This is a genomic window from Streptomyces sp. NPDC089919 (assembly GCF_040684615.1).
Taxonomy (GTDB): Bacteria; Actinomycetota; Actinomycetes; order Streptomycetales; family Streptomycetaceae; genus Streptomyces.
Map to the genome: position 1 here is coordinate 1 of NZ_JBFBGK010000025.1, position 25,003 is coordinate 25,003.

A 25,003-nucleotide genomic window follows, 5' to 3' on the forward strand; every position below is an offset into this window, starting at 1 on the left:
CGGCCAGGAGAAGTGCCGCCCGGTCACCGGCTGGGCCACCCTCGCCGCCGCCTCCGACTGGTCCCGCCCGCCCCGCCAGATGATCGGCGCCGCGTACTGGTTCCTCAACACCGACCAGTGGCGCTACGACAGGTTCACCGCCGAGGTACTGTCCTCGCCGCTGGGCGACGGCCGCTTCAAGGGCATGACCGGAGCCGACTGCCTGGCCGCCTCGGCGCGGATGGGCTGGATGCCCTCCTACCCGACCTTCGACCGCAACCCGCTGGACCTCACCGACCAGGCGCGGGCCGCCGGCAAGGAGCCGGCCGCGTACGTGGTGGACGAACTCAAGGCGGGGCGGCTCGGCTTCGCCTGCCAGGACCCGGACGCGCCGGAGAACTGGCCCCGGGTGCTCACCCTGTGGCGGGCCAACCTGCTCGGCTCCTCCGCGAAGGGCGCCGAGTACTTCACCAAGCACCTGCTGGGCACCCACTCCTCGCTGAACGCCCGGGAGGCGGACGCCGAGGTCCGCCCGCGGGACGTGACATGGCACGAGGAAGCCCCCGAGGGCAAGCTCGACCTGCTGCTCTCCCTCGACTTCCGGATGACCTCCTCGACCCTGCTGTCGGACATCACGCTGCCCGCGGCCACCTGGTACGAGAAGCACGACCTGTCCTCCACGGACATGCACCCCTTCGTGCACTCCTTCACCCCGGCCGTGGACCCTCCTTGGCAGGCCCGCACCGACTTCGAGGCCTTCGCCGCGATCGCCGGCCGGCTCAGCGAGCTGGCCCACGACCACCTGGGCACCCGCGAGGACCTGGTCGCCACCGCCCACCAGCACGACACCCCCGGCGAGCTGGCCCAGCCCGGCGGCGTGGCCCTGGACTGGGCCAAGGGCGAGTGCGAGCCGGTACCCGGCAAGACGATGCCCGCGCTGACGGTCGTCGAACGCGACTACACCGCCGTCGGCGCCAAGTTCGGCGCCCTGGGACCGCTGGTGGAGAAGCTGGGCCTGCCGGCCAAGGGCATCATGCTCCGGCCCGACGAGGAGGTGGCCGCCCTCTCCGCCCTCAACGGCACGGCCCGCGGCGGCCCGGCCGACGGCCGGCCGCTCCTCGACACCGCCGTCAAGGCCGCCAACACCATCCTGTCCCTCTCCGGCACCACCAACGGTCGCCTGGCCACCCAGGGCTTCCACACCCTGGAGGAGCGCACCGGCCAGGAGATGGCCCACCTCGCCGCCGAACACGAGGGCAAGCGGATCAGCTACGCCGACACCCAGGCCGCCCCGGTGCCGGTGATCACCTCCCCGGAGTGGTCCGGCAGCGAGTCCGGCGGCCGCAGGTACACGGCCTTCACCCTCAACACCGAGCACCTCAAGCCCTGGCACACCCTCACCGGCCGGCAGCAGTTCTTCATCGACCACGACTGGATGCACGAGCTGGGCGAGGCGCTGCCGGTCTACCGGCCCCCGCTCGACATGCACCGGCTCTTCGGCGAACCGGTCCTCGGCCCGGACGGCGACCGGGAGGTGACGGTGCGTTACCTCACCCCGCACAACAAGTGGTCGATCCACTCCGAGTACCAGGACAACCTCTTCATGCTCTCGCTCTCCCGCGGCGGCCAGGCCATCTGGATGTCCCCGCAGGACGCCGAGGCCATCGGCGTGGAGGACAACGACTGGATCGAGGCCGTCAACCGCAACGGCGTGGTGGTGGCCCGGGCGATCGTCTCGCACCGGATGCCGGCCGGCACCGTCTACATGCACCACGCCCAGGAGCGCACGGTCAACGTCCCCAAGGCCGAGCACAGCGGCAAGCGGGGCGGCATCCACAACTCCCTCACCCGCCTCATCCTCAAGCCCAGCCACCTGATCGGCGGCTACGCCCAGCTGTCCTGGGCCTTCAACTACCTGGGGCCGACGGGCAACCAGCGCGACGAGGTGACGGTCATCCGCCGCCGCTCGCAGAAGGTGGAGTACTGACATGCCCGGTGGAGCGCCCGTGGGCCGGGTGATGGCCCAGATCGCCATGGTCATGAACCTCGACAAGTGCATCGGCTGCCACACCTGTTCGGTCACCTGCAAGCAGACCTGGACCAACCGGCAGGGCATGGAGTACGTCTGGTTCAACAACGTCGAGACCCGGCCCGGCCAGGGGTACCCGCGCCGGTACGAGGACCAGGAGAAGTGGCGCGGCGGCTGGCAGCTCAACAAGCGCGGCCAGCTCAAGCTGAAGGCCGGCGGCCGCTTCCACAAGCTGGCCTCGATCTTCTCCAACCCGGTGCTGCCGCAGATCAAGGACTACTACGAGCCCTGGACCTACGACTACCGCAACCTCACCGACGCCCCGCTCGGCACGGACTACCCGGTGGCCGAACCGCGTTCGCTGATCAGCGGCAAGCCGATGAAGATCGAGTGGAGTTCCAACTGGGACGACAACCTCGGCGGCGCCACCGAGCACGGCGGCGCCGACCCGATGGTCGTCAGGACGCGGGAGAAGGCTGCGGAGAAGGTGAAGTTCGCCTTCGAGCAGACCTTCATGTTCTACCTGCCGCGGATCTGCGAGCACTGCCTCAACCCGGCCTGCGTGGCCTCCTGCCCCTCGGGCGCGATGTACAAGCGCGAGGAGGACGGCATCGTCCTGGTCGACCAGGACCAGTGCCGCGGATGGCGGATGTGCGTCACCGGCTGCCCGTACAAGAAGGTCTACTTCAACCACGCCACCGGCAAGGCCGAGAAGTGCACCCTGTGCTACCCCCGCCTGGAGGTGGGGCTGCCCACGGTCTGCTCCGAGACCTGCGTCGGCCGGCTGCGCTACCTCGGCGTGATCCTCTACGACGCCGACAAGGTCACCGCCGCCGCCTCGGCCACCGACGAACAGGACCTCTACGAAGCCCAGTTGGGTGTCTTCCTGGATCCGGAGGACCCCGAGGTGCAGCGGGCCGCCGAGCGGGACGGCATCACCCACGAATGGCTCCAGGCCGCCCGCCGCTCCCCCGTCCACGCGCTGATCAGCACGTACAAGGTGGCGCTGCCGCTGCACCCGGAGTACCGCACCATGCCGATGGTCTGGTACATCCCGCCGCTCTCCCCGGTGGTCGACGCGCTGACCGAGACCGGCTTCGACGGCGAGGACGCCGGGAACCTCTTCGGCGCCATCGACACCCTCCGCATCCCCCTGGAGTACCTGGCGGAGCTCTTCACGGCCGGCGACGTGGCGCCCGTGCGCGCCTCGCTGGAGAAGCTGGCCGCCATGCGCTCGTACATGCGGTCGGTCAACCTCGGTGAGGAGCCGGACGGTTCGGCCGCGGAGGCGGTCGGCATGACCGGCGAGCAGATCCAGGACATGTACCGGCTGCTGGCGATCGCCAAGTACGAGGAGCGGTACGTCATCCCCACCGCGGCGGTCGGCGACGCCCGCCGGCTGGAGGAGTCGGCCGTGCCCGACGCGTGCAGCCTGGACCATCTCGACGGCACGGACGCCGGCGGCGCCGGGCCGTTCGGCGACGACTCCGGCCGCAAGGACCTGCCCCTCGTGACCCTCGAGAACTTCCACGCCCTGCGCCGGCGCCAGACCGCCGACACGGAGGAGAACAAGTGAACACCGGTCCCCGTATCCGGCCCGGCAGTCCCGCGGCCGACCCCGCCGTGCTCCGCCAGGCCGCGGCCCTGTGCCTGACCTACCCCGACGAGGCCTTCCACGAGCGGGTGCCCCTGATGCGTGCGGCGGCGCCCGCGCTGCACGCCTTCCTCGACCACGCCGAGTCGGTGCTGCCGGAGAAACTGGCCGAACACTACGTCCAGGTCTTCGACTTCAAGAACCGGCACTGCCTGTACCTGAGTTGGTGGCTGGACGGGGACACCCGGCGGCGCGGCGAGAGCCTGGTCCGCTTCAAGGCCGCCTACCGGGAGCACGGCCTGGAGTTCAGCGACGAGGAGCTGCCCGACTTCCTGCCCGCGGTGCTGGAGTTCACCGCGCAGACCGGTGACGACTCGCTGCTGCGCGAACACCGGCCGGGCCTGGAGCTGCTGCGCCTGGCGCTGGCCGAGAGCGGCACCCCGTACGCGCACGTGCTGGCGGCGGTCTGCGGCACCCTGCCCGGCCCCTCCCCCAAGGACCGCGCGGAGGCCCGGGCGCTGGCCGGCTCGGGCCCGCCGAGCGAGCAGGTGGGTCTGGACGGCCTGGCGCCCTACGGGCACCTGGGCCTGCTGCCCGTACTGAGCGGAGACCACTGATGAGGACCCTGCTGTGGGGTGCGCTGCCCTACATCGCCTTCGTGCTGCTGGCCGGAGGCCTGGTGTGGCGCTACCGCTACGACAAGTTCGGCTGGACCACCCGCTCCTCGCAGGTGTACGAGTCGAAGCTGCTGAACATCGCCTCGCCGGTGTTCCACTACGGCATCCTCTTCGTGCTCGTCGGCCACCTGATGGGCCTGTTCGTGCCCGAGTCGTGGACCGACGCGGTGGGCATGAGCGAGCACACCTACCACCTCTTCTCGCTGTTCGGCGGCACCGCGGCCGGCGCGCTGGCGGTGGCCGGCATCGCGCTGCTGCTCTACCGGCGGCGCACCAACGCGCCCGTGTTCCGGGCCACCACCCGCAACGACAAGGCGATGTACGTCTTCCTGCTCGCCGCGATCGTGATGGGCCTGTGGGCCAAGCTGGCCAATTCCCGGCTCGGTTCGGGCTACGACTACCGGCAGACCATCGCCCCCTGGGCGCGCAGCCTGTTCACCCTCCAGCCCAGGACCCACCTCATGGAGGGGGTCCCGGTCACCTTCCAGGTGCACATCGTGATCGGGATGCTGCTGATCGCGATGGTGCCGTACACCCGCCTGGTGCACATGTTCTCGGCCCCCGTGAAGTACCTGTTCCGCCCGTACGTGGTCTACCGCGCCAAGGACCAGCGGTCGCTGGGGCAGCGCCCGCAGCGGCGCGGCTGGGAGCGGATCGACCGCTGAGCCGGCCGGGCCCGTCGTCGGCCGCAGCCCGGTCGGACGCCCGTCAGCGGGTCGTCAGCCGGCCGTGCCCGCGGCGTCGGCGGCCCGCTGGTACAGGGCCAGCGCGTACATGCCGAGGACGGTGCTGGTCGACTGCGCGTCGGTGTCCCCGCCGGTGAGCACCCCGACCAGCCGCCCGTCCTTGGCCGCGATCCAGCCGCCGCCGCTGGTCCCGGTCGGGAAGTCGGCGCAGTCGAACTGCTGGATGGTGTCGCTGACCTTCACCGAGACCGCGGTGCAGGTGCGGGGCGCGGTGCGGCCGGTGGGGTAGCCGGTGACGGTGACCTTCTCCCCCGTGCGCCCGCTGGTGTCGAGCACCGCCGCGCCGGTGACGTCCTCGAGCCGGCGGCCCTGCGGGTCGGGCGCGACCCGGGCGAAGGAGAGGTCGTAGTCGTCGTCCGCGCCGTCCGACCAGCGCTCGTCCTGCCAGACCTGCTCGATCTTCCAGGTGCCGTAGGGCGTCTTGCCGTCGGCGTAGCCGGGTGCGAACCGCACGCTCTGGTCGGGGACCAGGCCGCCGCCGGTGGCCAGGCAGTGCCCGGCCGTGACGATCAGGCTGCGGCCGGGGCTGTGCACGACGGTGGCGGAGCAGAAGTGCCCGCCGGGGTCGCTGCCGGTGAACAGCACCCCGCTGACCGCCCCGGCGCCACCGGTCTTGGACGCGCCGGCCGCGGGCGGGGCGCTGCCGGCGGCGGGAGCGGTCGGTGCGGACGTCGCTGCGGCCGGTGCCGGAGAGGCCGCGCCGCCGGGTCCGGGGGTCGCGGACGCCGCGGCGGCCGCCGGCTGCCCGGCCGGACCGTCGTCCGGCGGCGCCAGTACCGTCACCAGCGCCGACCCGCCCACCGCCGCCACGGCGCACAGCACCGCGGTCACCACGTTCCGCCGGTCCACACGGCCCACCTCTCCCCCGAGTCCCCCGAAAATCCTCATATATACAGCAGGATGCTGTAGGCCGGTGCCCGTTCGACCGGTCCCCGGCTCCGCGCCGGGCGTCGTTAGGATCGTCCGATGAGCGCACCCCAGGCCCCCGTCCGGCCCGCCCTCACCGCCGGCCTGACCGGTGCCGAGCTGCTGCGCTGGTACTGGACGCTGGCGGAACTGACCGGCCTGGCCCGGGCGATGGGCCTCCCGGCTGGCGGGGGCAAGCAGGCGCTGACCGCCCGGCTGGCCGCCGCTCTCGACGGCGCGCCGGCGGCCGCCGTCGCGCCGGCCCGGCGCCGGGCCGGCCGGCAGCTCGCGGCGCCCGTGGACGCGGCCACCGTGATCCCCGACGGCCAGCGGTGCAGCCAGGTGCTGCGCGCCTGGTTCGCGGCGGAGCTGGGTCCGGCCTTCCACTTCGACGCGCACATGCGCGCCTTCATCGCCGAGAACGCCGGCCGGACCCTCGGTGACGCGGCCCGGCACTGGCGGGAGACCCGCCGGGCGGCGGCCGCACCGCAGGAGATCGGCGCGCAGTTCGAACTCAACCGCTTCCTGCGGGACTGGCACGCGACCCACCCGGCGGGCACCCGCACCGAGGCGCTGGCCGCCTGGCGGAGCCACCGCGACCGCCCCCGGGGCTGACCGCCCGGTGCTACTGTCCGGCCATGTCAAACATCGAAGAGTCAAGGTTCGAAATAGACGCGCTGACCGCCGAGTTCTTCGGGGCCTTCGACAACCGTGACGGCAAGCCCGCCGACGTGGCCCGGCTGCGGCGGCTGATGCTGCCGGGCAGTGTGATCGTCAAGGCCGGCGCGGACTTCACCGCCTACACCCTCGAGGAGTTCATCGAGCCCCGCGAGCGCCTGCTCTCCGAGGGCCGGCTGGTGGACTTCACCGAGTGGGAGACCGCCGGCCGCACCGAGGTCGTCGGGGACATCGCCGCGCGCGTCGGCGAGTACCGCAAGTCCGGCACCCTGGACGGCGAACCCTTCGAAGGCGGCGGCACCAAGACCATCCAGTTCGCCCGCACCCCCGACGGCTGGCGCATCACCGCCTTCTCCTGGTTCGACCACCCGTGACCGGGAACCGCCGCGGCCCCGGGGGCGTTTGAGCCGGTGCGGGGCGCACGGGCGGGGTTGGGCGGGCGGGGCGGTCGACGCGGGGGGCTGCGGTGTTCGGTTGGGCGGTCGTGAGGTACTGGGGCGCGGTGCGGGCCGGCTGGCTCGGGGCGCCCGACCCGGCGGACCGGGCCGCGGCGCGCGAGCGCGTCCTGGAGCTCGGGGGCGCCGGCGCGGCCGGGCTCGACCGGCGTCTGTACGAGCTGCCGGAGGAGCGGGTGCTCCAAGCCCTGGGCGACCTGGTGACCGTCGCGCAGGGCGCCGGACGGCGCTGGCAGGACGCGGGCACGGCGCACGCCCTGGCCGCCCTCACCTCCGCGCTCGGGCTGTTCGTCGGCGCCGTGGGCGAGGACGGTTCACAGGGCATGTCCGACCTGTTACAGGCCGATGCCCGCAACCTGCGAGGTGCTGCGGCCGACCTGGAGCGGGACCGGGCGGAGGCGCACCGGCACTTCGCCACGGCGGCCCGCTCCGCGCCCTTCCGGAACGACGGCTTCCCCTCCTTCCTGGGCTGGCTCGGCGCCCTGGCCACCGACCCCCAGGAGCCCGCGGACCCCGCCGCGACCGTCCGGGAGGCACGGGAGGCGCTGGAGCTGCCGGGCCGGGCCGGCCACCTCGACCGGAGCGTCACCGCGGACCTGGTGCGGGCGCTGGAGGCCCGGCTGTACGCCCCGGCGGCCGCCCGGTCCGTGGCCGCCGCCGACGGGCCGCGCCGGGTGCGCCGGATCGTCCGGCGCTGGCTGCGCACCCACGGCGACGGGGCCGTCCACGAGCTGTGGTCCGCGCTGCTGCCGGGGGTGCTGGCGCTGGCCGCCGAGCCGGGCGAGGCGGCCGCCGCTCTCGCCCGGGCCGTCGACGCGGCCATCGGCCCCCGGCCGGACGTGACCCCCCTCCAGGAGGCGGTGGCCGAGGCCTTCCTGCACCTGGAGGAGCACCGCCGCGCCGTCGGCGTCCTGGAACGGCTCTGCGCCGACCGGCCGGACCTGCCCCGTGCGTCCGGGCTGCTGGTCTCCGCGTACCGGGCCGCGGGCGAGCTGGAGCGGGCGGCGGCCCACCTGAGGGGCCGGCTGTCCGACCCGCCGACCGAGGCGGACGAGAACACCCTGATGACGCTGGTGATCACGCTGGCGGAGCTGGGCTCCCCGGAGGCGGAGGTGTGGGACGCCCGGCTGGCCGCCCTGCGCGGCGATGCCGGGGTGGCCTCGCTGCTGCCCACCGCGGGCCGTCCGGCGGCCGCGCCGGGCCCCCGGTACGCCCGCTTCGAGGACGGGACGCTCACCCTCGACCCCGCGGCGGCCGGGCTGCCGCCCGGAGTCCTGCGCACCCACATGACCGCCGCCCTCGTGGAAGGCAGTGCGGACGGCCCGCAGATGCTCCGCGCCCTGCTCGCGGAGGACCCCGAAGAGGCCGCCCGGGTGGCCGCGTTGCTCGGGGTGTCCCTCCAGGAGACGTTCGCCGTACCGCCCGGCGGTGCGCCCGTACCCTCCGGCGGGACGGCCGCGGACGAGGCGGTGCGGCGGGGCGAGCAGCACTTCGCGCGCCGGGAGCTCGCGGAGGCGGCCCGCTGCTACCGCGAGGCCCTGGACCTGGACCCCGAGCACGCCGACGCCCTGATGTGGCTGGGTGACGTGTACTTCGTCCGCCGGGAGTACGCCACCGCCCGGGTCTGCTTCGAGGAGTCCCTGGCCGTCCGGGAGACCCCGATGGCCTGGCGGTTCCTCGGCGACGCGCTACGGAACACGCAGGCGGACGTCGAGCGGGTCCGGCACTGCTACGAGCGGGCGCTGGCCCTCGACTCCGGCTACGGCGGCGCCCGGCAGGCCCTCGCCGCCCTGCCACCCGCCCGTCCCGCCCAGGCCCCCACGGAGCCCGGCCGGCCCCGGGGCGCCGCCCCGATGTCGCGGGCGTACTGGTCGCGCGGCTGGCTGGCCCTCAGCGGCACGCCCCAGACCGCCCCCTTCGAACCCGACGGCCCCCACGACGACCCGGCCCTCGATCGCGTCTCGGCGGCGGGGATCCAGGCTGACATGCCGGCCGCCTTCGAGGCCCTGCTGCGGAGCCGGGAACCCTGCCTGCCCGGGCTCCTCGACTCCCTCCAGGACGACGAGGCCTTCGCGCGCTGGCGGGCCCGATGGCTGCCGGAGCACTTCGCCATCGCCGCTACGACCCTGACCGTCCTGGTCTTCCAGTGGAACGCCAAGGCCGGGGCCACCGAACGGGCCCTGCTGCTGGCCCGCCGCCAGGTGGACCTCGCACGCACCCTGCCCGACCAATGGGGCGACGGACGGCCGCAGTTCGCCGGCCGGGCACTGATCCTGGGCGACGCGCTCTCCCAACTCGCCTCGGTCCTGCGCGACCTGGGCCGGTACTCCGAGGCCTACACCGCGCTCCTGGAGGCGGAGCGGGCGCTGCTGACCGACCACGAGGAACGCCGCGCCGCGGGGCGGCCGTTGGTGGACATGAACAACGACACCGCCGGCACCGACCCCCGCTGCACGCTCTACCGGCGGCTCGCGGCCACCGCCGAACTCCGCGGTGACACCGCGGCCGCCGCCCGGCACCGGGAGTCGGCCCGGCAGTGGGGCGAGCACTCCGTCGACTCCGACCACCAGCAGATCAGCGCCCTGGTGGAGGGCGGGATCGACCTGCTGGGCCGGGGCGACGTCGAGTCCGCCCTGCGCCGCCTGGACCAGGCGCTCCCGCTGGCCGAACAAGCCGTGGCCTGGCACCCCGTCAAACACACCCTGGCCGTGGTCCACCACTACCGCGCCCGCGCCCTGGGTGCCCTGGGCCTGCACCGCACCGCCCTGCGGCACATCGCCGAGGCCCGTGCCTGCAACACCGGCAACGCGGACCGGCTGAGCGCCGACTGGCTGGTCACGGCGCAGATCCTGGGGGCCCGGCCCGCCCTCGGCGACCCCCTGGGCGCCTTCGAGAACGCGCTGAGCCTGTGCGGCGTACCGGGACAGGAAGGCGACCCGCTGCTGTGGCGCCCCCGGCACCGCGCCGGGCCTCCGGTTCGCATCGAGCACCCCGAGCGCGCCCGGGAGGTGGTCGATCTCATGGCGCCGGCCGCCTGGGCCGCCGGGCACCGGGACACCGCCGTCGCCGTGCTCGAACTGGGCGTGGAGCTGGCCGACCTGGTCCGGGCGGCCCAGCCCGGCCCCGGACAGCGCCGGCACGTCCAGGACGGCCGGGCGGACGTGTACGAACGCCTGATCCGCTACCACCTGGACCGCGGGGCGCGCCCCGGCACCGGCGCCCCCGACCCGGCCCCGCCCGGCGTGGCCGGGGCGGAGGTCCGCGCCGCCTTCACCGTCGCCGAGCGGCTGCGGGCCCGCACCCTGCTGGACGCGCTCAGCACGGCCGAGCTGCGCCCGCCCGCGGCCGTGCCCTCCGCCCTGCTGGCCCGGGAGGCCGCCCTGCTGGACGAGCGCACCGCCCTGGAGCGGGCCGACCGCACGGACTGGCCCCGCCACCACCGCAACGCCCGGGAGCTGGCCGCCGTCTGGTCCGCGATGACCTCGGCCGCCCCCGAGGCCGAGGAGTACACCGCGGTCCGGCGCGGCGCGGTGGTACCGCCCGACGCGCTGCTCGGGGAGCTGGCCGGCGAGCGGGTGGTCCTGGCGTCCTACGCCGAGCTGGGCGACGGCCGCACCGTACTGTTCACCCTCGACCCCCGCACCGGTCCGGCCGTGACCCCGGTGGCGGCGGACGGCGCGGCCACCGCCCGCTTCATCGCCGACAACTTCGGAAGCGCGGACCGGGTCCGGGAGGCCGCCACCGACCTGCCGGAACTGGTCCAGCAGATGCTGTCGCCGCTGGTGGCCCCGCTGGCGGCGCTGACGGAGCCCGGCGACACGGTGGTCGTCTGCCCCACCGGCGCCCTGCACGACGTGCCCTTCCACGCCCTGTCCCCGGACGGCGGGTCCCGCTGGCCCACCCTCCTGGACCGCAACCCGGTCGCCTACCTGCCCAGCGCCTCGCTGCTCGGCACCCTCCGGCGCCGGACGCCGCACCGCGGGCGCGGGGCCGTGGTGCTCGGCGACCCGGGCGGTGACCTGCCCTACGCCCGGGCCGAGGCCGAGCAGGTGGCCCGCAGGCTGGGCGGCCGGGCGCTGCTGGGCCCCGCCGCCACCCGCGCCCGGGTCCTGCGGGACATGGCGGGCGCCGAGGTGCTGCACGCCGCCTGCCACGCCTCGTTCCGGGCCGACGACCCGCTCTCCTCCGGCCTGCGGCTCGCCGACGGCGTGCTGACCGGGCACGACATCCTGCGGCAGGACTGGCACGGCGTGCGGCTGGCCGTGCTGTCCGCCTGCGAGACCGGGCTGGGCGCCACCGGCCGCACCGACGAGGTGCTGGGCCTGAGCCGGGCCCTGCTCTTCGCCGGGGTCCGGTCCCTGATCATGAGCCTGTGGCGGGTCCCGGACGACACCACCGCCGCGATCATGGGCGATTTCCACGACCTGACCCTGGCGGGCCGGGCCCCCGCCGAGGCCCTGCGCACCGCCATGCTGGCCGCCCGGGACCGCCCGGGCGGGAGCCGCCTGGACCGCTGGGCGGCCTTCTGTCTCGTGGGCGAATGGCGCGCCCCGACCACACCCGCCGAGGGAGCCGTCCATGCCGAGCACCACTGAACCCGTCGAGCAGCTGCCCCAGGGCTACGCACTGCTCGGCCTGATGACCCCCGTCGTCGAGGACGAGGAGAGCGACCGGGGGTACGAACGGATCGACGAGGCGACGGTCTCGCTGCTGCGCCGGGAGACCCGGATCGGCCTGGCCCGGGGCCCGGTGACGGCGGTCGACGGGGGGTACGACATCCCGCTGATGTGCGTGGTGCAGACGCACCCCGAGTCCTCGGTGCGCTGGACCCGGCTGGTCCTGGACCTCTCCCCCACGCCGGGCGCGACCGTCGCGGACATGTCCCCGGTGCTGGTGGAGGGCGGTACCCCGGTGGAGATCGAGACCAGCCTGGGGGCCGGACTCGGCTTCAGCGTCGCCGGGACGCCGCTCGGTGCCGAGGTCACCCCGCAGGTCCTGCGCCGGCGCACCGTCTACTGCCCCAGGATCACCTCCTCGGGCATCGGCTTCGCCACGGCCTACTGGGACTTCCGCGCCTCGGACCGGGAGTTCCTGCACGTCAACGAGGAACTACGACTCCTGGTGCAGGCCCCGCCCGCCACCCCGGTGCAGGCCACCGTCACCCTCCGCACCCGCATCCGCCCCCGGGGCCTGGCCCGCGCCCTGCGCCTCTCCGGCAAGCTCGCCACCCTGGACGCCCCCTGCCGCCTGGCCTGACCACCGGCGCTCCCCGGCGCCCCGGGAAACCGCGGCGCTCCGGAAAAGCAGAAGACCCCAGTTCTCACTGGGGTCTTCTCGCTGTGTCCGAGGGGGGACTTGAACCCCCACGCCCGATAAAGGGCACTAGCACCTCAAGCTAGCGCGTCTGCCATTCCGCCACCCGGACCAGGTGACCGCCGCGGTTTCCCTTGGCGACATGGACAACAATAGCAGGGGTTCCAGGTGCTCCTCACCCGCATATGGGGAGGTCAGCCCGCTGCGCGGGTCTTGTTCTCGGCGATCCAGTCGGCGTTGTGCTGCCAGCCGTACAGGGTGTGGCCGTCCAGGTACACGTAGTAGGAGCCGCAGCGGGCGGTGGCGCGGGGGCCGGCGCCTTGGGGGAACCAGGAGGCGGCCAGGGCGGGGGCGGCGCCGGTCGCGGCGCGCGGGGTGGGGCGGCACTGGGCCGGCAGCCGCTCCTCGGGGAGGGCGGCCTTCAGCAGGCGGTCACCGCCCGTGGTCTTCATGGCGTACCGCACGCCGGTGGCCCCGTCCGGCAGCCAGCCGGGCACGGAGGCCCGCTCGCTCTTGGCCGCGGCGCCGGTGGCGTACGTCGCGGACTCGTCGTGCCGCTTGTCGTACCAGTCGGCCGCCGCGGGGACGGCGACGGCCGCCACGAAGCCGAGGCCGACCACGACGGCGGCGGTGGTCAGGGCGGCGGAGCTGCGGGACATGCGGAGGGGCCTTTCGGAGCGGGCGGGGCGGGTGCGCGGTGCCCTTCCATGCTCCCGGCGGCGCACCGCCCGGACGTCAGCCCGCGGGACCAATCCGGGTACGACCCGGGGCCCACCCCGCCCGCGGCCCGGCTACGGACTGCGGATGAGGGGTCCTCCTTGAGGAGGACCCGCCGGACCCGCCCGCCGGCCCTACGGGCAGCGGATGACCTGGCCCGCGTACGAGAGGTTGCCGCCGAAGCCGAAGAGGAGGACGGGGGCGCCGGTGGCGATCTCGCCGCGCTCCACCAGCTTGGACAGGGCCATGGGGATGCTGGCCGCCGAGGTGTTGCCGGAGTCGACCACGTCCTTGGCCACCACGGCGTTCACCGCGCCGATCCGGGCCGCGAGGGGCTCGATGATGCGCAGGTTGGCCTGGTGGAGCACGACCCCGGCCAGGTCCTCGGGGGCGATGCCGGACTTCTCGCACACCTTGCGGGCCAGCGCGGGCAGCCGACTGGTGGTCCAGCGGTAGACGGCCTGTCCCTCCTGGGCGAAGACCGGCGGGGTGCCCTCGATGCGCACCGCGTGCCCCATCTCGGGGACCGAACCCCACAGCACGGGGCCGATGCCGGGCTCCTCACCGGCCGGCGCGGCCTCGACCACGGCCGCCCCGGCGCCGTCGCCGGTCAGCACGCAGGTGGTCCGGTCGCTCCAGTCGGTGATCTCGGTCATCTTGTCGGCGCCGATGACCAGGGCGCGGCTCGCGGACTCGGCGCGGATGGCGTGGTCGGCGGTGGCCAGCGCGTGGGTGAAGCCGGAGCAGACGACGTTCAGGTCCATGACGGCCGGCGAGCCCATGCCGAGGCGGGCCGCGACCCGGGCCGCCATGTTCGGGGACCGGTCGATGGCGGTCGAGGTGGCGACCAGGACCAGGTCGATGTCGGCCGGGGTCAGCCCGGCCTGGGCCAGCGCCTTGGCTGCGGCCTCGGCGGCGAGCGCGTCCACCGGCTCCTCGGGGCCGGCGACCCGGCGGGTCTTGATGCCCACCCGGGACCTGATCCACTCGTCGCTGGTGTCGACCATGGCGGCGAGGTCCTCGTTGCCGAGGACCTTGGCGGGCTGGTAGTGCCCCAGCGCCACCACGCGTGAACCGGTCATGGGCGTAAGTCCCCCTTGTGTTGGTGCAGGAATTTCCCAGCTTTGCCTGCTACCGACCGGTAAGGGGGCGCGTGACCCGACAGGATTCGACCACCGCATTTTGGAGCTTCCGCAAGATACCGAGCTCCGGACCCCTTCCGACGTGGGCTTCCGTCGTGCAGGACAATGAGGGAGCAAGGGCCCGGCCGGCAGGCCGCCGGGCCGGCCGGAGGGGCACCGCGCGGGTGCCGGGACATACAGGTGGATCAGCATGGGACGGGTCACCGAGCGCCGTCGTGTCGTCCGGATCCGGGACGGCGCCTGGGGAGTGCGGCCGGACACCCTGGTCGCCGAGGAGCCGCTGGAGATCCGGCTGAACGGCAAGCCGCTGGCCATCACCATGCGCACGCCGGGTGACGACTTCGCCCTGGCGGCGGGCTTCCTGGTCAGCGAGGGCGTCCTGGGGTCGGCGGAGGACCTGCAGTCGATCGTGTACTGCGCGGGGGCCACCGCCGAGGGGCTGAACACCTACAACGTGGTGGACGTCAAGCTCGCCCCGGGCGTGCCGGTGCCGGACGTCACCCTTGAGCGGAACGTCTACACCACCTCCTCCTGCGGGCTGTGCGGCAAGGCCAGCCTGGACGCGGTGCGCACCTCGACGCGGTTCCCGGGCACGGCCGGGGATCCGGTACGGGTCTCCGCGGAGACGCTGTCCGCCCTGCCGGACCGGCTGCGGGCGGCGCAGAAGGTCTTCGACACCACGGGCGCGCTGCACGCGGCCGGACTGTTCTCGGCCGAGGGGGAGCTGCTGGACCTGCGCGAGGACGTGGGCCGGCACAACGCCGTCGACAAGATCGTGGGCCGCGCCCTGCAGAGCGGCCGGCTGCCGCTGGCCGGGTCGGTGCTGCTGGTCTCCGGGCGGGCCTCCTTCGAGCTGGCGCAGAAGGCCGTGATGGCGGGCATACCGGTGCTGGCGGCGGTCTCCGCGCCGTCCTCGCTGGCGGTGGACCTGGCCGTGGAGTCGGGGCTGACGCTGGTCGGCTTCCTGCGCGGCCGCTCCATGAACATCTACGCGGGCGAGCACCGGATCGCCGCGGAGGGGCCCGCCCCGGCCCAGGTACCCTCGCCGCGCTGAGACCCGTACCGGGCCGGCCGGGGCCCGTACCTGCCGGTCCGGCCGCGCCGGGACCCGTACCGCAGTGCCGGGCCGCACCCTGCGGACCGTACCCCCGGACCCTCAGCCGCGGCCCCGCTTGCGCGCCGTACGTGCGGCCCGGCGGCCGGCCGGCGGCTCGGCGGCGGGCGGTTCGATCAGCTGGAGCTCCAGGGCGGCGGGCGGCGGGGTCACGCCGGGACCGCCGGCCGCGGCCCAGGCGAGTATGTCGTCGGTGACGTCGTCGTCCAGCGCCCAGCCGATCCAGGCGGCCCTGGCGCCCCGGCGCCGCGCCTCCGCGGAGGGCTGTACGACCATCACGTTCGCCTGCGCGCACGGCCCGAGGCAGTCACTGGTGCGGACGGCCAGGGTGCCGGCCGAGGCGGCGGCGGCCGCCTCCAGCCGGGCCAGCTGTCCGGCGTGGTCGGTACCGGGGTTCTTGCGCGGGTCTCCGCAGCAGCAGCCGCGGCAGACCACGAGCGTGCAGGGGCGGGCGGCGGTGGGACGGATCCAGGTCACCGCCCGAAGCTACCCGCCGCGGGGGCGGCGCCGTCAGCCGGCGGCCGAGATCTCCGCCACACCGCTGACCGGGAGTTGGCCGGTCGGGGCCGTGGCAGCGGCCTCCGGGGGGGCCTGCGCACGCCGCCGGGCGATGACCGCGCAGACCATCAGCTGCATCTGGTGGAAGAGCATCAGCGGCAGCACCGCCAGGCCCGCCTGGGCGCCGAACAGCACGCTGGCCATGGGCAGTCCGGCGGCCAGGCTCTTCTTCGACCCGGCGAACTGCACGGCGATCCGGTCCGCCCGGTCGAAGCCCAGCCGTCCGGCCCCGTACCAGGTCACGGCCAGCATCACGGCGAGCAGCACCGCCTCGGCGGCCAACAGGGCGCCGAACCGGCCGGGGCTGACCCGGTGCCAGATCCCGGCCGCCATCCCGGCGCTGAAGGCGCTGTAGACCACGAGCAGGATCGAGCCCCGGTCCACGTACCCGAGCGCCTTCTTGTGCCGCACCACCAGGCCGCCCACCCAGCGGCGGCCGAACTGCCCGGCGAGGAAGGGCAGCAGCAGCTGGACGACGATCTTGCCCAGGGCGTCGAGGGAGAACCCGCCGCCACCGGAGCCGAGCAGCAGGGCGGCCAGCAGCGGGGTGAGCACGATGCCGGCGAGGCTGGAGAAGGACCCCGCGCAGATCGCGGCGGGTACGTTGCCCCGCGCGATGGAGGTGAAGGCGATGGAGGACTGGATCGTCGAGGGCACCAGGCACAGGAAGAGGAAGCCGTCGTAGAGCGGGGGCGTGAGCACGTGCGGCACCAGGACCCGGGCGGCCAGTCCCAGCAGCGGGAAGACCGCGAAGGTGCAGAGCAGCACGGTCAGGTGCAGCCGCCAGTGGCGCAGGCCGTCCATCGCCTCGCGGGTGGAGAGCCGGGCGCCGTAGAGGAAGAAGAGGAGCGCCACCGCGCCGTCCGCCGCGCCCTCCGCGACCCCGGCGAAGCCGCCGCGGGCGGGCAGCAGCGCGGCCAGCCCGACCGTGCCCAGCAGCGCCAGGACGTACGGGTCGACGGGCGGCTTCGGTATCCGGAGCGGGCGGGGCATGGCGGGCTCACTTGCTGTGCGTACGAAGGGTGGGCGGGGCGGGCGCGGCCGGGTGGGGGCCCTGCCCGGTGGGGGCCGTGCCCGGTGGCCGGGCCGGACCGGCGGCCGACCCCATCCTCTCCCGGGGTCCGGTCATCGGGAAAGCCGCACGGCGCTCTGACTGTCATCACGTTCCGCGATGACCGGCGCTATGCTCGCCCCATGTACGACCCGGTGCACCTGCGTACGTTCCTCACGGTCGCGCAGACGCTCAGCTTCACCCAGGCCGCCGGGCGGCTGGGGCTGCGGCAGTCGACCGTGAGCCAGCACGTACGCCGGCTGGAGGAGGCGACCGGGCGCCAGTTGTTGCGCCGGGACACGCACAGCGTCGAGGTGACGGAGGACGGCGAGGCCCTGCTGGGCTTCGCGCGGACCATCCTGGAGGCGCACGAGCGGGCCGCGGCCTTCTTCACCGGCACCCGGCTGCGCGGCCGGCTGCGGTTCGGCGCCTCGGAGGACTTCGTGCTGACCCGGCTGCCGGAGATCCTGGAGGGCTTCCGGCACCAGCACCCCGAGGTCGACCTGGAGCTGTCCGTGGAGCTCTCGGGCACCCTGCACGAGCGGCTGGACGCCGGCCGGCTCGATCTGGTGCTGGCCAAGCGCCGCTCGCCCCAGGACGACCGGGGCCGGCTGGTGTGGCGGGACAGGATGGTGTGGATCGGGGCCGAGGGGCTGCGGGTGGACCCGGACCGGCCGGTGCCGCTGATCGTCTTCCCACCGCCGGGGATCACCCGGGCCCGGGCCCTGGACGTGCTGGAACGCGCCGGGCGCGGCTGGCGGATCGCCTGCACCAGCGGCAGCCTGAGCGGGCTGGTCGCGGCGGCCCGCGCGGGCCTCGGGGTGATGGCCCACACCCGCGGGCTGATTCCGCCGGGGCTGGTGCGGGTACCGGACCGGGCCGGGCTGCCCGAGCTCGGCGGGGTGGAGTTCGCCCTGCTCCAGGGGCCCGGGGGCGGCGCCGCGGCGGAGGCCCTGGCCGCCGCGATCCTCTCCGGCGCGGACCGGCTGGGCCCGGGCCGGCTGACGGCCTGACCGCCGGTACGGACACCCGGGCGCCCCTCGCGGGCCCCCGCGCGCCCCCGCCTGCGCGGATGGAGTTCCGGTGCCGAGCACGTACAGATGTCGTGCAGGTTTGTGTGCGCCGGGGGCGGGGCCCTGACCAGTGGTGATGGGTTCACGGGGGATCTTGCGCCAGGGTCCCCGCCGCGGGTCCGGGTGGGGTACGGTCGCGGCGCTGTGCGGAGAGGAGCGGTCCCTTGCGCGAGTTCACCGTGCCACCGGTGGTCATGTCCCCGCCGGTCGGCGGGCTGGCCGACACCGTCTTCGACCGTGCCCGCGAGGACCCCGGCCGGATCGTGCTGGGCCGCAAGACCGATGGGGAGTGGACGGACGTCACGGCCGCGGCCTTCCGGGACGAGGTGCTGGCCCTGGCGAAGGGGCTGCTGGCCCAGGGCGTGCGGTTCGGCGACCGGGTCGCGATCATGTCCCGCACCCGGTACGAGTGGACCCTCTTCGACTTCGCCCTGTGGGCGATCGGGGCGCAGCCGGTGCCGGTCTATCCGACCTCCTCGGCGGAGCAGGTGTACTGGACCCTCTACGACGCGGGGGTCAGCGCCTGCCTGGTGGAGCACGAGGACCAGGCGATGACCGTCGGCTCGGTGGTGGACCGGCTGCCGCTGCTGGCCCGGCTGTGGCAGCTGGACGCGGGGGCGGTGGACGAGCTGGTGGCGGCCGGGCGCGCGGTGGCCGAGGACGTGGTGCACCGGCACCGGCGGGCGGTGACCCCCGACTCGGTGGCCACGGTCATCTACACCTCCGGCACCACGGGCCGCCCCAAGGGCTGCGTCCTGACCCACGCCAACTTCATGTTCGAGACGGACACCATGGTCGCCGGCTGGGAGCCGGTGTTCCGCAGCAGACCGGAGGAGGAGCCCTCGACCCTCCTCTTCCTGCCGCTGGCCCACGTCTTCGGCCGGATGGTGGAAGTGGCGGCGGTCCGCGCGGGGGTGAAGCTGGGGCACCAGCCGGTGCTCGCCGCCGAGCAGCTGCTGCCGGACCTGGCAGCCTTCCGGCCGACCTTCGTGCTGGCGGTGCCGTACGTCTTCGAGAAGGTCTTCGCGGCGGCCCGGCGCAAGGCGGAGTCCGAGGGGCGGGCCGGCCCCTTCGACCGGGCGGTGGAGACGGCCGTGAAATACGCCGAGGCCAAGGAGCTGCGCCAGCTCGGCCAGGGCCCGGGCCCCGGGGCCGCCCTGCGGGTGCAGCACCAGCTCTTCGAGAAGCTGGTGTACGGGAAGGTCCGCGAGGCGATGGGCGGCCGGGTCCGGCACGCCATGTCGGGCGGTTCGGCCATGGCGCGCCGGCTCGGCCTCTTCTTCGAGGGGGCGGGGATCACCGTCTTCGAGGGGTACGGCCTGACGGAGTCCTGCGCGGCGGCCACCGCCAACCCGCCGGGGGCGACCAAGTACGGCACGGTCGGCCCGCCGATCCCCGGCAGTACCGTCCACATCGCCGAGGACGGCGAGGTGTGGCTGTACGGGCGGCACGTCTTCGCCGGCTACCTCAACGACCCCCGGTCCACCGACGCCGTGCTCCAGCAGGGCTGGCTGGCCACCGGCGACCTCGGCCGCCTCGACGAGGACGGCTACCTGACGATCACCGGGCGGAAGAAGGAGATCCTGGTGACCTCCGGGGGCAAGTCCGTCGCCCCGGCGGCGCTGGAGGAGCGGGTGCGCTCTCATCCGCTGGTCGCCCAGTGCATCGTGCTGGGCAACGACCGCCCCTACGTCTCCGCCCTGTTGACCCTGGACCTGGAGGGGGTGGCGCACTGGCTGGCCATGCGGGGACGGCCGGCCGCGCCGCCGGCCCAGCTGGTGCGGGACGAGGAGCTGACGGCCGAGGTGCGGCGGGCGGTGGTGGCGGCCAACACGCTGGTTTCCCGGGCCGAGGGGATCCGCACCTTCCGGGTGCTGGCCGATCAGTTCACCGAGGAGCAAGGGCTGTTGACCCCGTCCTTGAAGCTCAAGCGGCGGGCCATCGAGAAGACCTACGAGGCGGAGGTGTCGGCCCTCTACCCGGACTGAGCCCGCACCCGGACTGAGCACGCGCCCGGACGGACCCGGCACCCGGACGGACCCATCGCCCGGATTGACAGAACCTGACGGTTCGTCAATTTACTCCTTCATTAATTATTGACGGTTCATCAGGTCGCGCACAGAATGCGGGGATTCCGACCGGAGGGGACCCCACCCATGTTGCGACCGATCCGCGCCCTCGCCGCCGCAGCAGCGGCCCTGGCCCTCGTCTCCGCCTGCAACTCCGCCTCCAACGCGCCCTCCGGGGACAAGGACGGCACCGGTTCCACCCGGGGGGTGACCGCCGATGCGATCAAGGTCGGCGGGATCGTCTCGATGACCACGGCCACCGGCTACAGCAAGAAGGACACCGACCTCGGCGCCCGGGCCCGCTACCTGCGGGCCAACGCCGAGGGCGGGGTGGGCGGCCGGCGGATCGACTACCTCGGCGCCGAGGACGACGGCCAGGACCCGGCCAAGAACATGGCCGCGGCCCGCAAACTCGTTCAGCAGGACGGGGTGTTCGCGGTGGCTCCGATGAGCTCGGTGACCTTCGCCGGCGCCGACTTCCTCCAGCAGTCGAAGGTGCCCACCTTCGGCTGGGGCACCACCCCGGCCTTCTGCGGCCCGACCTACGTCTACGGCTTCAACGGCTGCCTGGTGCCGATGCCCGGCGGCACCCTCAACCAGACCTGGCCGGAGGGCATCGGCCAGGTGCTCGGCGGGGCCGCCGGCAAGTCGGTGGCGGTCATCGCGAACGACAGCGACGCGGGCAAGTTCGGCGTCCGCACCTTCCGGCAGGGCTTCGCCAGCGCCGGGTTCAAGGTCAGCTACGCCAAGCCCTCGGTGCCCGCGACCTCGGTCCCCACCGACTGGACGGCGTACGTGAAGGAGATCCTGCACAGCAACGCCGGCAAGGCGCCCGACGCGGTGGTCTCCGTGATGCAGACCCCCAACAACATCGGCCTGTTCACCGCCCTCAAGCGCAGCGGCTACCGGGGCCTGCTCTCCGACCCGACCGACTACGACCCGGGCCTGCTCGCCCAGGACGCCACCCGGCAGGCGCTGGACGGGGTGCACGTCCTGCTCCAGTTCCAGCCCTTCGAGTCGGCCGACCCGCAGATGGCGCAGTTCAAGGCGGACATCCGCAAGGCGGCGGGCAAGGAAGTCCCCCTGAACATGCACATGTTGACCGGATACATGAGCGCCGACCTGTTCCTCGCCATCGCGAAGAAGGCCGGCAAGGACCTCACCGCCGACAGCTTCCAGGCCGCGGCCCGCTCCTTCGCCGACACCGGCACGCTGGTGGGCGACCGGGCCGAACCCAAGGGGCAGAAGGAGAGCTTCGGCTGCGGCGCGCTGGTGCAGCTCAAGGACGGGAAGTACCGGGTCTCCGTCCCCTTCAAGTGCTACACCCCGATCCCCTTCAAGTAGGGGCGCCGACATGGGGGATCTGCTGGGCTTCGTGCTGAGCGGCCTGGTCTCCGGGGCGCTGTACGCCCTGCTGGCCACCGGCCTGGTGCTGTCGTACTCCGCGTCCGGTCTCTTCAACTTCGCCCACGGGGCCACCGCGTACCTGTGCGCGCTGGTCTTCTACGAGCTGCACTCCGGCTTCGGCTGGCCCGCGGTGCCCACCGCCGTGCTGGTGGTGGCCGGTTTCGCACCGGGCCTGGGTTGGTGCCTGGACCGGCTGATGTTCCGCAAGCTGGCCCGGGCCGGGGCCACCGCGCAGATCGTCGCCACCATCGGGCTGCTCGTCGCCCTGCCCGCCGCCGGGCTGTGGGCGGTGGAGCTGCTGGCGGACGCGGGGGCGGGGGTGCTGCCGGCCGAGAACCAGTTCGGGCTGCCGGGGGTGGGCCCGAGCCCGGCCGTGGCCTGGCAGCCGCTGGACGGGGTCGGGGTGGACTCCGACCAGCTGATCACCTGGGCGGCGACGGCCCTGGTGGCCGGGGCCCTCTGGGTGCTGCTGCGCCACACCCGGCTCGGGCTGCGGCTGCGGGCGGCGGTGGACAACCGCTCGCTGACCGAGCTGCGCGGGATCAGCGCGGACCGGCTGTCGTCGGTGGCCTGGATGCTGGCCTCGGGGCTGGCCGGCCTCGCGGGGGTGCTGGCCACGCCCCTGCTGGGGCTGTCGGCCCACGACTTCACGCTGTTCCTGTTCGTCTCGGCCACCGCGGCCGTGCTCGCCCGGTTCACCTCGGTGCCGGTGGCCTTCGCCGCGGGCCTGGGCCTGGGCGTCCTGCAGAACCTGGTCGCCGGGTACGCCTCCTTCGCCGAGGGGATCACCGGCTTCCGCACGGCGGTGCCCTTCCTCATCCTCTTCACCGGGCTGCTGGTACTGGCCCGGCGGCAGCGCACGGCGGGCACCGCGGCGGCGGACGCCCCGCCGCCGGACCACCTGGCGGGGGCCTCCTGGGCGCGCCGCTGGGGCGGCTGGTCGGCAGCCGCGGTGGCCGTGGCCGTGGCGCTGTACACCGTGACGACGCCGTTCTGGAGCGGGCTGCTGGCCCAGGGGCTGGCGCTGGCGCTGGTGTTCATGTCGTTCACGGTGGTCACCGGGCTGGGCGCGATGGTCTCGCTGGCGCAGGCGGCCTTCGTGACCTCGGCGGCGCTGGTGACCGGCCTGCTGATGAGCCACGGCTGGCCCTTCCTCGCCGCCGCGGCGGCCGGGACCGGCACGGCGGCCGGGCTGGGCGCGCTGGTGGCGCTGCCCGCGCTGCGGCTGGGCGGCCGGTCGCTGGCGCTGGCCACCCTGGCCCTGGCCTTCCTCGCCGACCAGGTCCTCTTCCAACTGCGGTGGCTGCGCAACGGCGACGCCGGCTGGTCGCTGCCGCGCCCGGTGGCCGGCCCGCTGGACATGGCCGACGACCGGGCCTTCGGGGTGGCCATGCTGGTCCTGGTGGTCCTCGCGGCCTGGGCGTTGACGGCGCTGCGCGGCTCGCGGTGGGGGCGGGCGATGCTGGCGGTGCGCTCCGCGCCGGCGGCGGCGATGGCCTCCGGGGTGTCGGTGGTGCGCACCCAACTGCTGCTGTTCACCGTCTCGGCCGGGCTGGCGGGGCTGGGGGGCGTGCTCTACGCCTCGTACAACACCCGGGTCACGGCGACCGACTTCACCGCGATGACCGGGCTGGTGTGGCTGGCGGTGGTGGTCGCGGCCGGGGTGCGGCGGCCGCAGTACGCGGTCGTGGCGGGGCTGGTGTACGCGCTGATGCCGCACGTCCTGGGCGAGTGGGTGACCACCTCCGCGCACCTGCCGCTGATCCTCTTCGGCCTGGCGGGCCTGGCCCTGGCCAACGACCCCGACGGCTACTGCGCCGCCCTCCCCCAACGCCTGGCCCGCCGCCGAGCGGCCCGAGCGGGACGGACGACCGTACGGGACGCACGTACGTCTCGTTCGGCTGTACAGGACGGGCGTACGTCCCGTACGGCTGTACAGGACAGGCGTACAGACGACCGTGTAGGCGGCGGAGAAGCGGCGGGGTCGGCCCCGGGGCCCGCTCCGGTGCTGGAGTTGTGCGGGGTGTGGGCCGGGTACGACGGGGGGACGGTGTTGCGGGGTGTGGACCTGGTGGTGCGGGCCGGGGAGATGGTGGCGGTGCTCGGGCCCAACGGCGCCGGGAAGACCACGGCCTGCCGGGTGGCGGCCGGCGCCCTGGCCGCCGACCGCGGCACCGTGCGGATCGGCGGCCGGGAGGCCACCGCGCAGGGTCCGGTCCGCCGGGCCCGGGCCGGTGTCCTGCTCGCCCCCGAGGGCCGCGGCGTGTTCCCCTCGCTGACCGTCGCGGAGAACCTGGCGCTGGTGCTCCCGGAGGCCGCCGAGCGCGAGGCCGTCTACGACCGCTTCCCCCGCCTCGGTGAACGCCGCCGCACCGCCGCGGGCGCGCTCTCCGGCGGCGAGCAGCAGATGCTGGCGCTGGCCCCGCTGCTCCAGCGGCCGCCGCGGGTGCTGATCGCGGACGAGCCGTCCCTGGGTCTGGCGCCGCGCGTGGTGGACGAGGTGTACGCCCTGCTGGCCGAGCTGCGGACGGCCGGTACCGGGCTCCTGCTGGTCGAGGAGAAGGCGGCGGAGGTGCTGGGCGTGGCGGACACCGTGGCGTACCTGGCCGACGGGAGCGTCCGCTGGTGCGGGCCGCGCGCGGCGGTCACGGCCGACCGGCTGACCGAGGCGTACCTGGGGGTGGGGCCGTGAGCGGCGCGGCGGCCGGCGGACGGTACGTCCTGGAGGCGCGCGGGATACAGGTGCGGTTCGGCGGGGTGCGGGCCCTGGACGGGGTGTCACTGGGCCTGCGGGCCGGGGAGGTGTGCGGGCTGATCGGCCCGAACGGCGCCGGCAAGACCACCCTCTTCGACGTGCTGTCCGGCATCCGGCGGCCGGACGGCGGGGCGGTGCTCCTCGGCGGCGGCGAGATCACCCGCCGCTCCCCCGTCTGGCGGGCCCGGCACGGCATGCGGCGCACCTTCCAGCGGCGGCAGCTGTTCGGCCAGCTGTCGGTGGCCGACAACCTCCTGGTCGCCCAGGAGTGGCGGGGCGGCCGGGGAACGGCCCCGGCGCGGCGGCGCCGGGAGCGGACCGCGGCCGTGCTCGACGAGTGCGGGATGGCCGGTCTCGCGGACGCGTACGCCGGCACGCTCCCGGTCGGTCCGGCCCGGATGGCGGAGCTGGCCCGGGCGGTGGCCGACCCGCCGCGAGTGCTGCTGCTGGACGAGCCGGCCTCGGGGCTGACCGCCCCGGAGCGGGAGCGGCTGGCGGCGGTGGTGCGGCGGCTGGCGGCGGCCGAGGGGTGCGCGGTGCTGCTGGTGGAGCACAACGTCGCCTTCGTGATGGAGCTGTGCAGCCGGGTGGTGGTGCTGGACCTGGGTACGGTGCTCGCGGAGGGCCCGCCGGCCGCGGTGCGCGCGGATCCGGCGGTGCGGGAGGCGTACCTGGGGTCCTGAGGCGGGGACTCGCGGGGCGGGCTCGGGCGGACCCTCGCACCCGGGCCCCGCCACCTC

19 protein-coding genes and 1 tRNA gene are annotated in these 25,003 nt (G+C 74.5%); 14 read left to right on the forward strand and 6 right to left on the reverse strand.

Going from position 1 to position 25,003, the window contains the following annotated elements; translation table 11 throughout:
* The 4 genes from AB0O40_RS13405 to narI all read left to right on the forward strand — a co-directional run.
* The coding region (locus AB0O40_RS13405) for a molybdopterin dinucleotide binding domain-containing protein (RefSeq protein ID WP_365039548.1) at positions 1-1,966 on the forward strand (1,966 nt) is incomplete at its 5' end.
* Between the two features lies 1 nt (position 1,967).
* On the forward strand, positions 1,968-3,584 hold the full coding sequence (gene narH / locus AB0O40_RS13410; protein WP_365039551.1) for a nitrate reductase subunit beta: 1,617 nt from the start codon (positions 1,968-1,970) through the stop codon (positions 3,582-3,584).
* On the forward strand, positions 3,581-4,219 hold the full coding sequence (narJ, locus tag AB0O40_RS13415; protein ID WP_365039554.1) for a nitrate reductase molybdenum cofactor assembly chaperone: 639 nt from the start codon (positions 3,581-3,583) through the stop codon (positions 4,217-4,219). The genes narH and narJ overlap by 4 nt, the downstream gene beginning before the upstream one ends.
* Positions 4,219-4,944 (forward strand): respiratory nitrate reductase subunit gamma, encoded by a 726-nt coding sequence (gene narI / locus AB0O40_RS13420; RefSeq protein WP_365039557.1) that lies wholly within the window; start codon positions 4,219-4,221, stop codon positions 4,942-4,944. The genes narJ and narI overlap by 1 nt, the downstream gene beginning before the upstream one ends.
* 54 nt (positions 4,945-4,998) lie before the next feature.
* On the opposite strand, the gene AB0O40_RS13425 is transcribed toward narI, so the two are convergent.
* Positions 4,999-5,874 (reverse strand): trypsin-like serine protease, encoded by an 876-nt coding sequence (locus AB0O40_RS13425; protein ID WP_365039560.1) that lies wholly within the window; start codon positions 5,872-5,874, stop codon positions 4,999-5,001.
* A 117-nt stretch (positions 5,875-5,991) separates the two neighbouring features.
* Between AB0O40_RS13425 and AB0O40_RS13430 the strand changes: the two genes are divergently transcribed.
* The 4 genes from AB0O40_RS13430 (at position 5,992) to AB0O40_RS13445 (ending at position 12,320) form a co-directional block, all read left to right on the forward strand.
* Positions 5,992-6,546 carry a DUF6434 domain-containing protein gene (locus AB0O40_RS13430; protein ID WP_365039563.1) on the forward strand — a complete coding sequence of 185 codons (555 nt, stop codon included), beginning with the start codon at positions 5,992-5,994 and terminating at the stop codon, positions 6,544-6,546.
* Between the two features lie 23 nt (positions 6,547-6,569).
* Positions 6,570-6,983 (forward strand): DUF4440 domain-containing protein, encoded by a 414-nt coding sequence (locus AB0O40_RS13435; protein ID WP_365039566.1) that lies wholly within the window; start codon positions 6,570-6,572, stop codon positions 6,981-6,983.
* A gap of 110 nt (positions 6,984-7,093) precedes the next feature.
* Positions 7,094-11,659, forward strand: a complete 4,566-nt coding sequence (locus tag AB0O40_RS13440; RefSeq protein ID WP_365039569.1) for a CHAT domain-containing protein — start codon at positions 7,094-7,096, stop codon at positions 11,657-11,659.
* Positions 11,643-12,320, forward strand: a complete 678-nt coding sequence (locus tag AB0O40_RS13445) for a hypothetical protein (protein ID WP_365039572.1) — start codon at positions 11,643-11,645, stop codon at positions 12,318-12,320. The genes AB0O40_RS13440 and AB0O40_RS13445 overlap by 17 nt, the downstream gene beginning before the upstream one ends.
* A gap of 84 nt (positions 12,321-12,404) precedes the next feature.
* On the opposite strand, the gene AB0O40_RS13450 is transcribed toward AB0O40_RS13445, so the two are convergent.
* The 3 genes from AB0O40_RS13450 to AB0O40_RS13460 form a co-directional block, all read right to left on the reverse strand.
* A tRNA-Leu gene (locus tag AB0O40_RS13450) sits at positions 12,405-12,489 on the reverse strand.
* Between the two features lie 82 nt (positions 12,490-12,571).
* Complete coding sequence (locus tag AB0O40_RS13455) at positions 12,572-13,036, reverse strand: hypothetical protein (protein ID WP_365039575.1); 465 nt, start codon at positions 13,034-13,036, stop codon at positions 12,572-12,574.
* A 192-nt stretch (positions 13,037-13,228) separates the two neighbouring features.
* The gene (locus tag AB0O40_RS13460) at positions 13,229-14,176 is read right to left on the reverse strand and encodes a beta-ketoacyl-ACP synthase III (RefSeq protein WP_365039578.1); all 948 of its coding nucleotides are present in this window, start codon (positions 14,174-14,176) and stop codon (positions 13,229-13,231) included.
* 250 nt (positions 14,177-14,426) lie between these two features.
* Between AB0O40_RS13460 and fdhD the strand changes: the two genes are divergently transcribed.
* Positions 14,427-15,290 (forward strand): formate dehydrogenase accessory sulfurtransferase FdhD, encoded by an 864-nt coding sequence (fdhD, locus tag AB0O40_RS13465; protein WP_365039581.1) that lies wholly within the window; start codon positions 14,427-14,429, stop codon positions 15,288-15,290.
* 102 nt (positions 15,291-15,392) lie between these two features.
* On the opposite strand, the gene AB0O40_RS13470 is transcribed toward fdhD, so the two are convergent.
* A complete protein-coding gene (locus tag AB0O40_RS13470; RefSeq protein ID WP_365039584.1) occupies positions 15,393-15,827 on the reverse strand; it encodes a (2Fe-2S) ferredoxin domain-containing protein in 435 nt (144 codons plus the stop codon).
* Between the two features lie 33 nt (positions 15,828-15,860).
* Positions 15,861-16,901: a bile acid:sodium symporter family protein gene (locus AB0O40_RS13475; protein WP_365039587.1), complete on the reverse strand. Its 1,041-nt coding sequence runs from the start codon at positions 16,899-16,901 to the stop codon at positions 15,861-15,863.
* Positions 16,902-17,102: 201 nt separating this feature from the next.
* Between AB0O40_RS13475 and AB0O40_RS13480 the strand changes: the two genes are divergently transcribed.
* The 5 genes from AB0O40_RS13480 (at position 17,103) to AB0O40_RS13500 (ending at position 24,946) form a co-directional block, all read left to right on the forward strand.
* On the forward strand, positions 17,103-17,972 hold the full coding sequence (locus tag AB0O40_RS13480; RefSeq protein WP_365039590.1) for a LysR substrate-binding domain-containing protein: 870 nt from the start codon (positions 17,103-17,105) through the stop codon (positions 17,970-17,972).
* Between the two features lie 254 nt (positions 17,973-18,226).
* Positions 18,227-20,020, forward strand: a complete 1,794-nt coding sequence (locus tag AB0O40_RS13485; RefSeq protein ID WP_365039732.1) for an AMP-dependent synthetase/ligase — start codon at positions 18,227-18,229, stop codon at positions 20,018-20,020.
* A gap of 168 nt (positions 20,021-20,188) precedes the next feature.
* Positions 20,189-21,445, forward strand: a complete 1,257-nt coding sequence (locus AB0O40_RS13490; RefSeq protein WP_365039593.1) for an ABC transporter substrate-binding protein — start codon at positions 20,189-20,191, stop codon at positions 21,443-21,445.
* A 10-nt stretch (positions 21,446-21,455) separates the two neighbouring features.
* Positions 21,456-24,200: an ATP-binding cassette domain-containing protein gene (locus AB0O40_RS13495; RefSeq protein WP_365039596.1), complete on the forward strand. Its 2,745-nt coding sequence runs from the start codon at positions 21,456-21,458 to the stop codon at positions 24,198-24,200.
* Positions 24,197-24,946, forward strand: coding sequence for an ABC transporter ATP-binding protein (locus AB0O40_RS13500; RefSeq protein WP_365039599.1), 750 nt, complete (start codon positions 24,197-24,199; stop codon positions 24,944-24,946). Before AB0O40_RS13495 ends, AB0O40_RS13500 begins: the two co-directional genes overlap by 4 nt.
* Positions 24,947-25,003: the final 57 nt, after the last annotated feature.

Bases quoted from the DNA above. Each gene is read 5' to 3' on its own strand.
- fdhD (WP_365039581.1), top strand. From the start codon at position 14,427: ATGGGACGGGTCACCGAGCGCCGTCGTGTCGTCCGGATCCGGGACGGC.
- AB0O40_RS13445 (WP_365039572.1), top strand. From the start codon at position 11,643: ATGCCGAGCACCACTGAACCCGTCGAGCAGCTGCCCCAGGGCTACGCA.
- AB0O40_RS13480 (WP_365039590.1), top strand. From the start codon at position 17,103: ATGTACGACCCGGTGCACCTGCGTACGTTCCTCACGGTCGCGCAGACG.
- AB0O40_RS13460 (WP_365039578.1), bottom strand. From the start codon at position 14,176: ATGACCGGTTCACGCGTGGTGGCGCTGGGGCACTACCAGCCCGCCAAG.
- AB0O40_RS13495 (WP_365039596.1), top strand. From the start codon at position 21,456: ATGGGGGATCTGCTGGGCTTCGTGCTGAGCGGCCTGGTCTCCGGGGCG.
- AB0O40_RS13435 (WP_365039566.1), top strand. From the start codon at position 6,570: ATGTCAAACATCGAAGAGTCAAGGTTCGAAATAGACGCGCTGACCGCC.
- AB0O40_RS13475 (WP_365039587.1), bottom strand. From the start codon at position 16,901: ATGCCCCGCCCGCTCCGGATACCGAAGCCGCCCGTCGACCCGTACGTC.
- narI (WP_365039557.1), top strand. From the start codon at position 4,219: ATGAGGACCCTGCTGTGGGGTGCGCTGCCCTACATCGCCTTCGTGCTG.
- AB0O40_RS13490 (WP_365039593.1), top strand. From the start codon at position 20,189: ATGTTGCGACCGATCCGCGCCCTCGCCGCCGCAGCAGCGGCCCTGGCC.
- narH (WP_365039551.1), top strand. From the start codon at position 1,968: ATGCCCGGTGGAGCGCCCGTGGGCCGGGTGATGGCCCAGATCGCCATG.
- AB0O40_RS13455 (WP_365039575.1), bottom strand. From the start codon at position 13,036: ATGTCCCGCAGCTCCGCCGCCCTGACCACCGCCGCCGTCGTGGTCGGC.
- AB0O40_RS13485 (WP_365039732.1), top strand. From the start codon at position 18,227: ATGTCCCCGCCGGTCGGCGGGCTGGCCGACACCGTCTTCGACCGTGCC.
- AB0O40_RS13430 (WP_365039563.1), top strand. From the start codon at position 5,992: ATGAGCGCACCCCAGGCCCCCGTCCGGCCCGCCCTCACCGCCGGCCTG.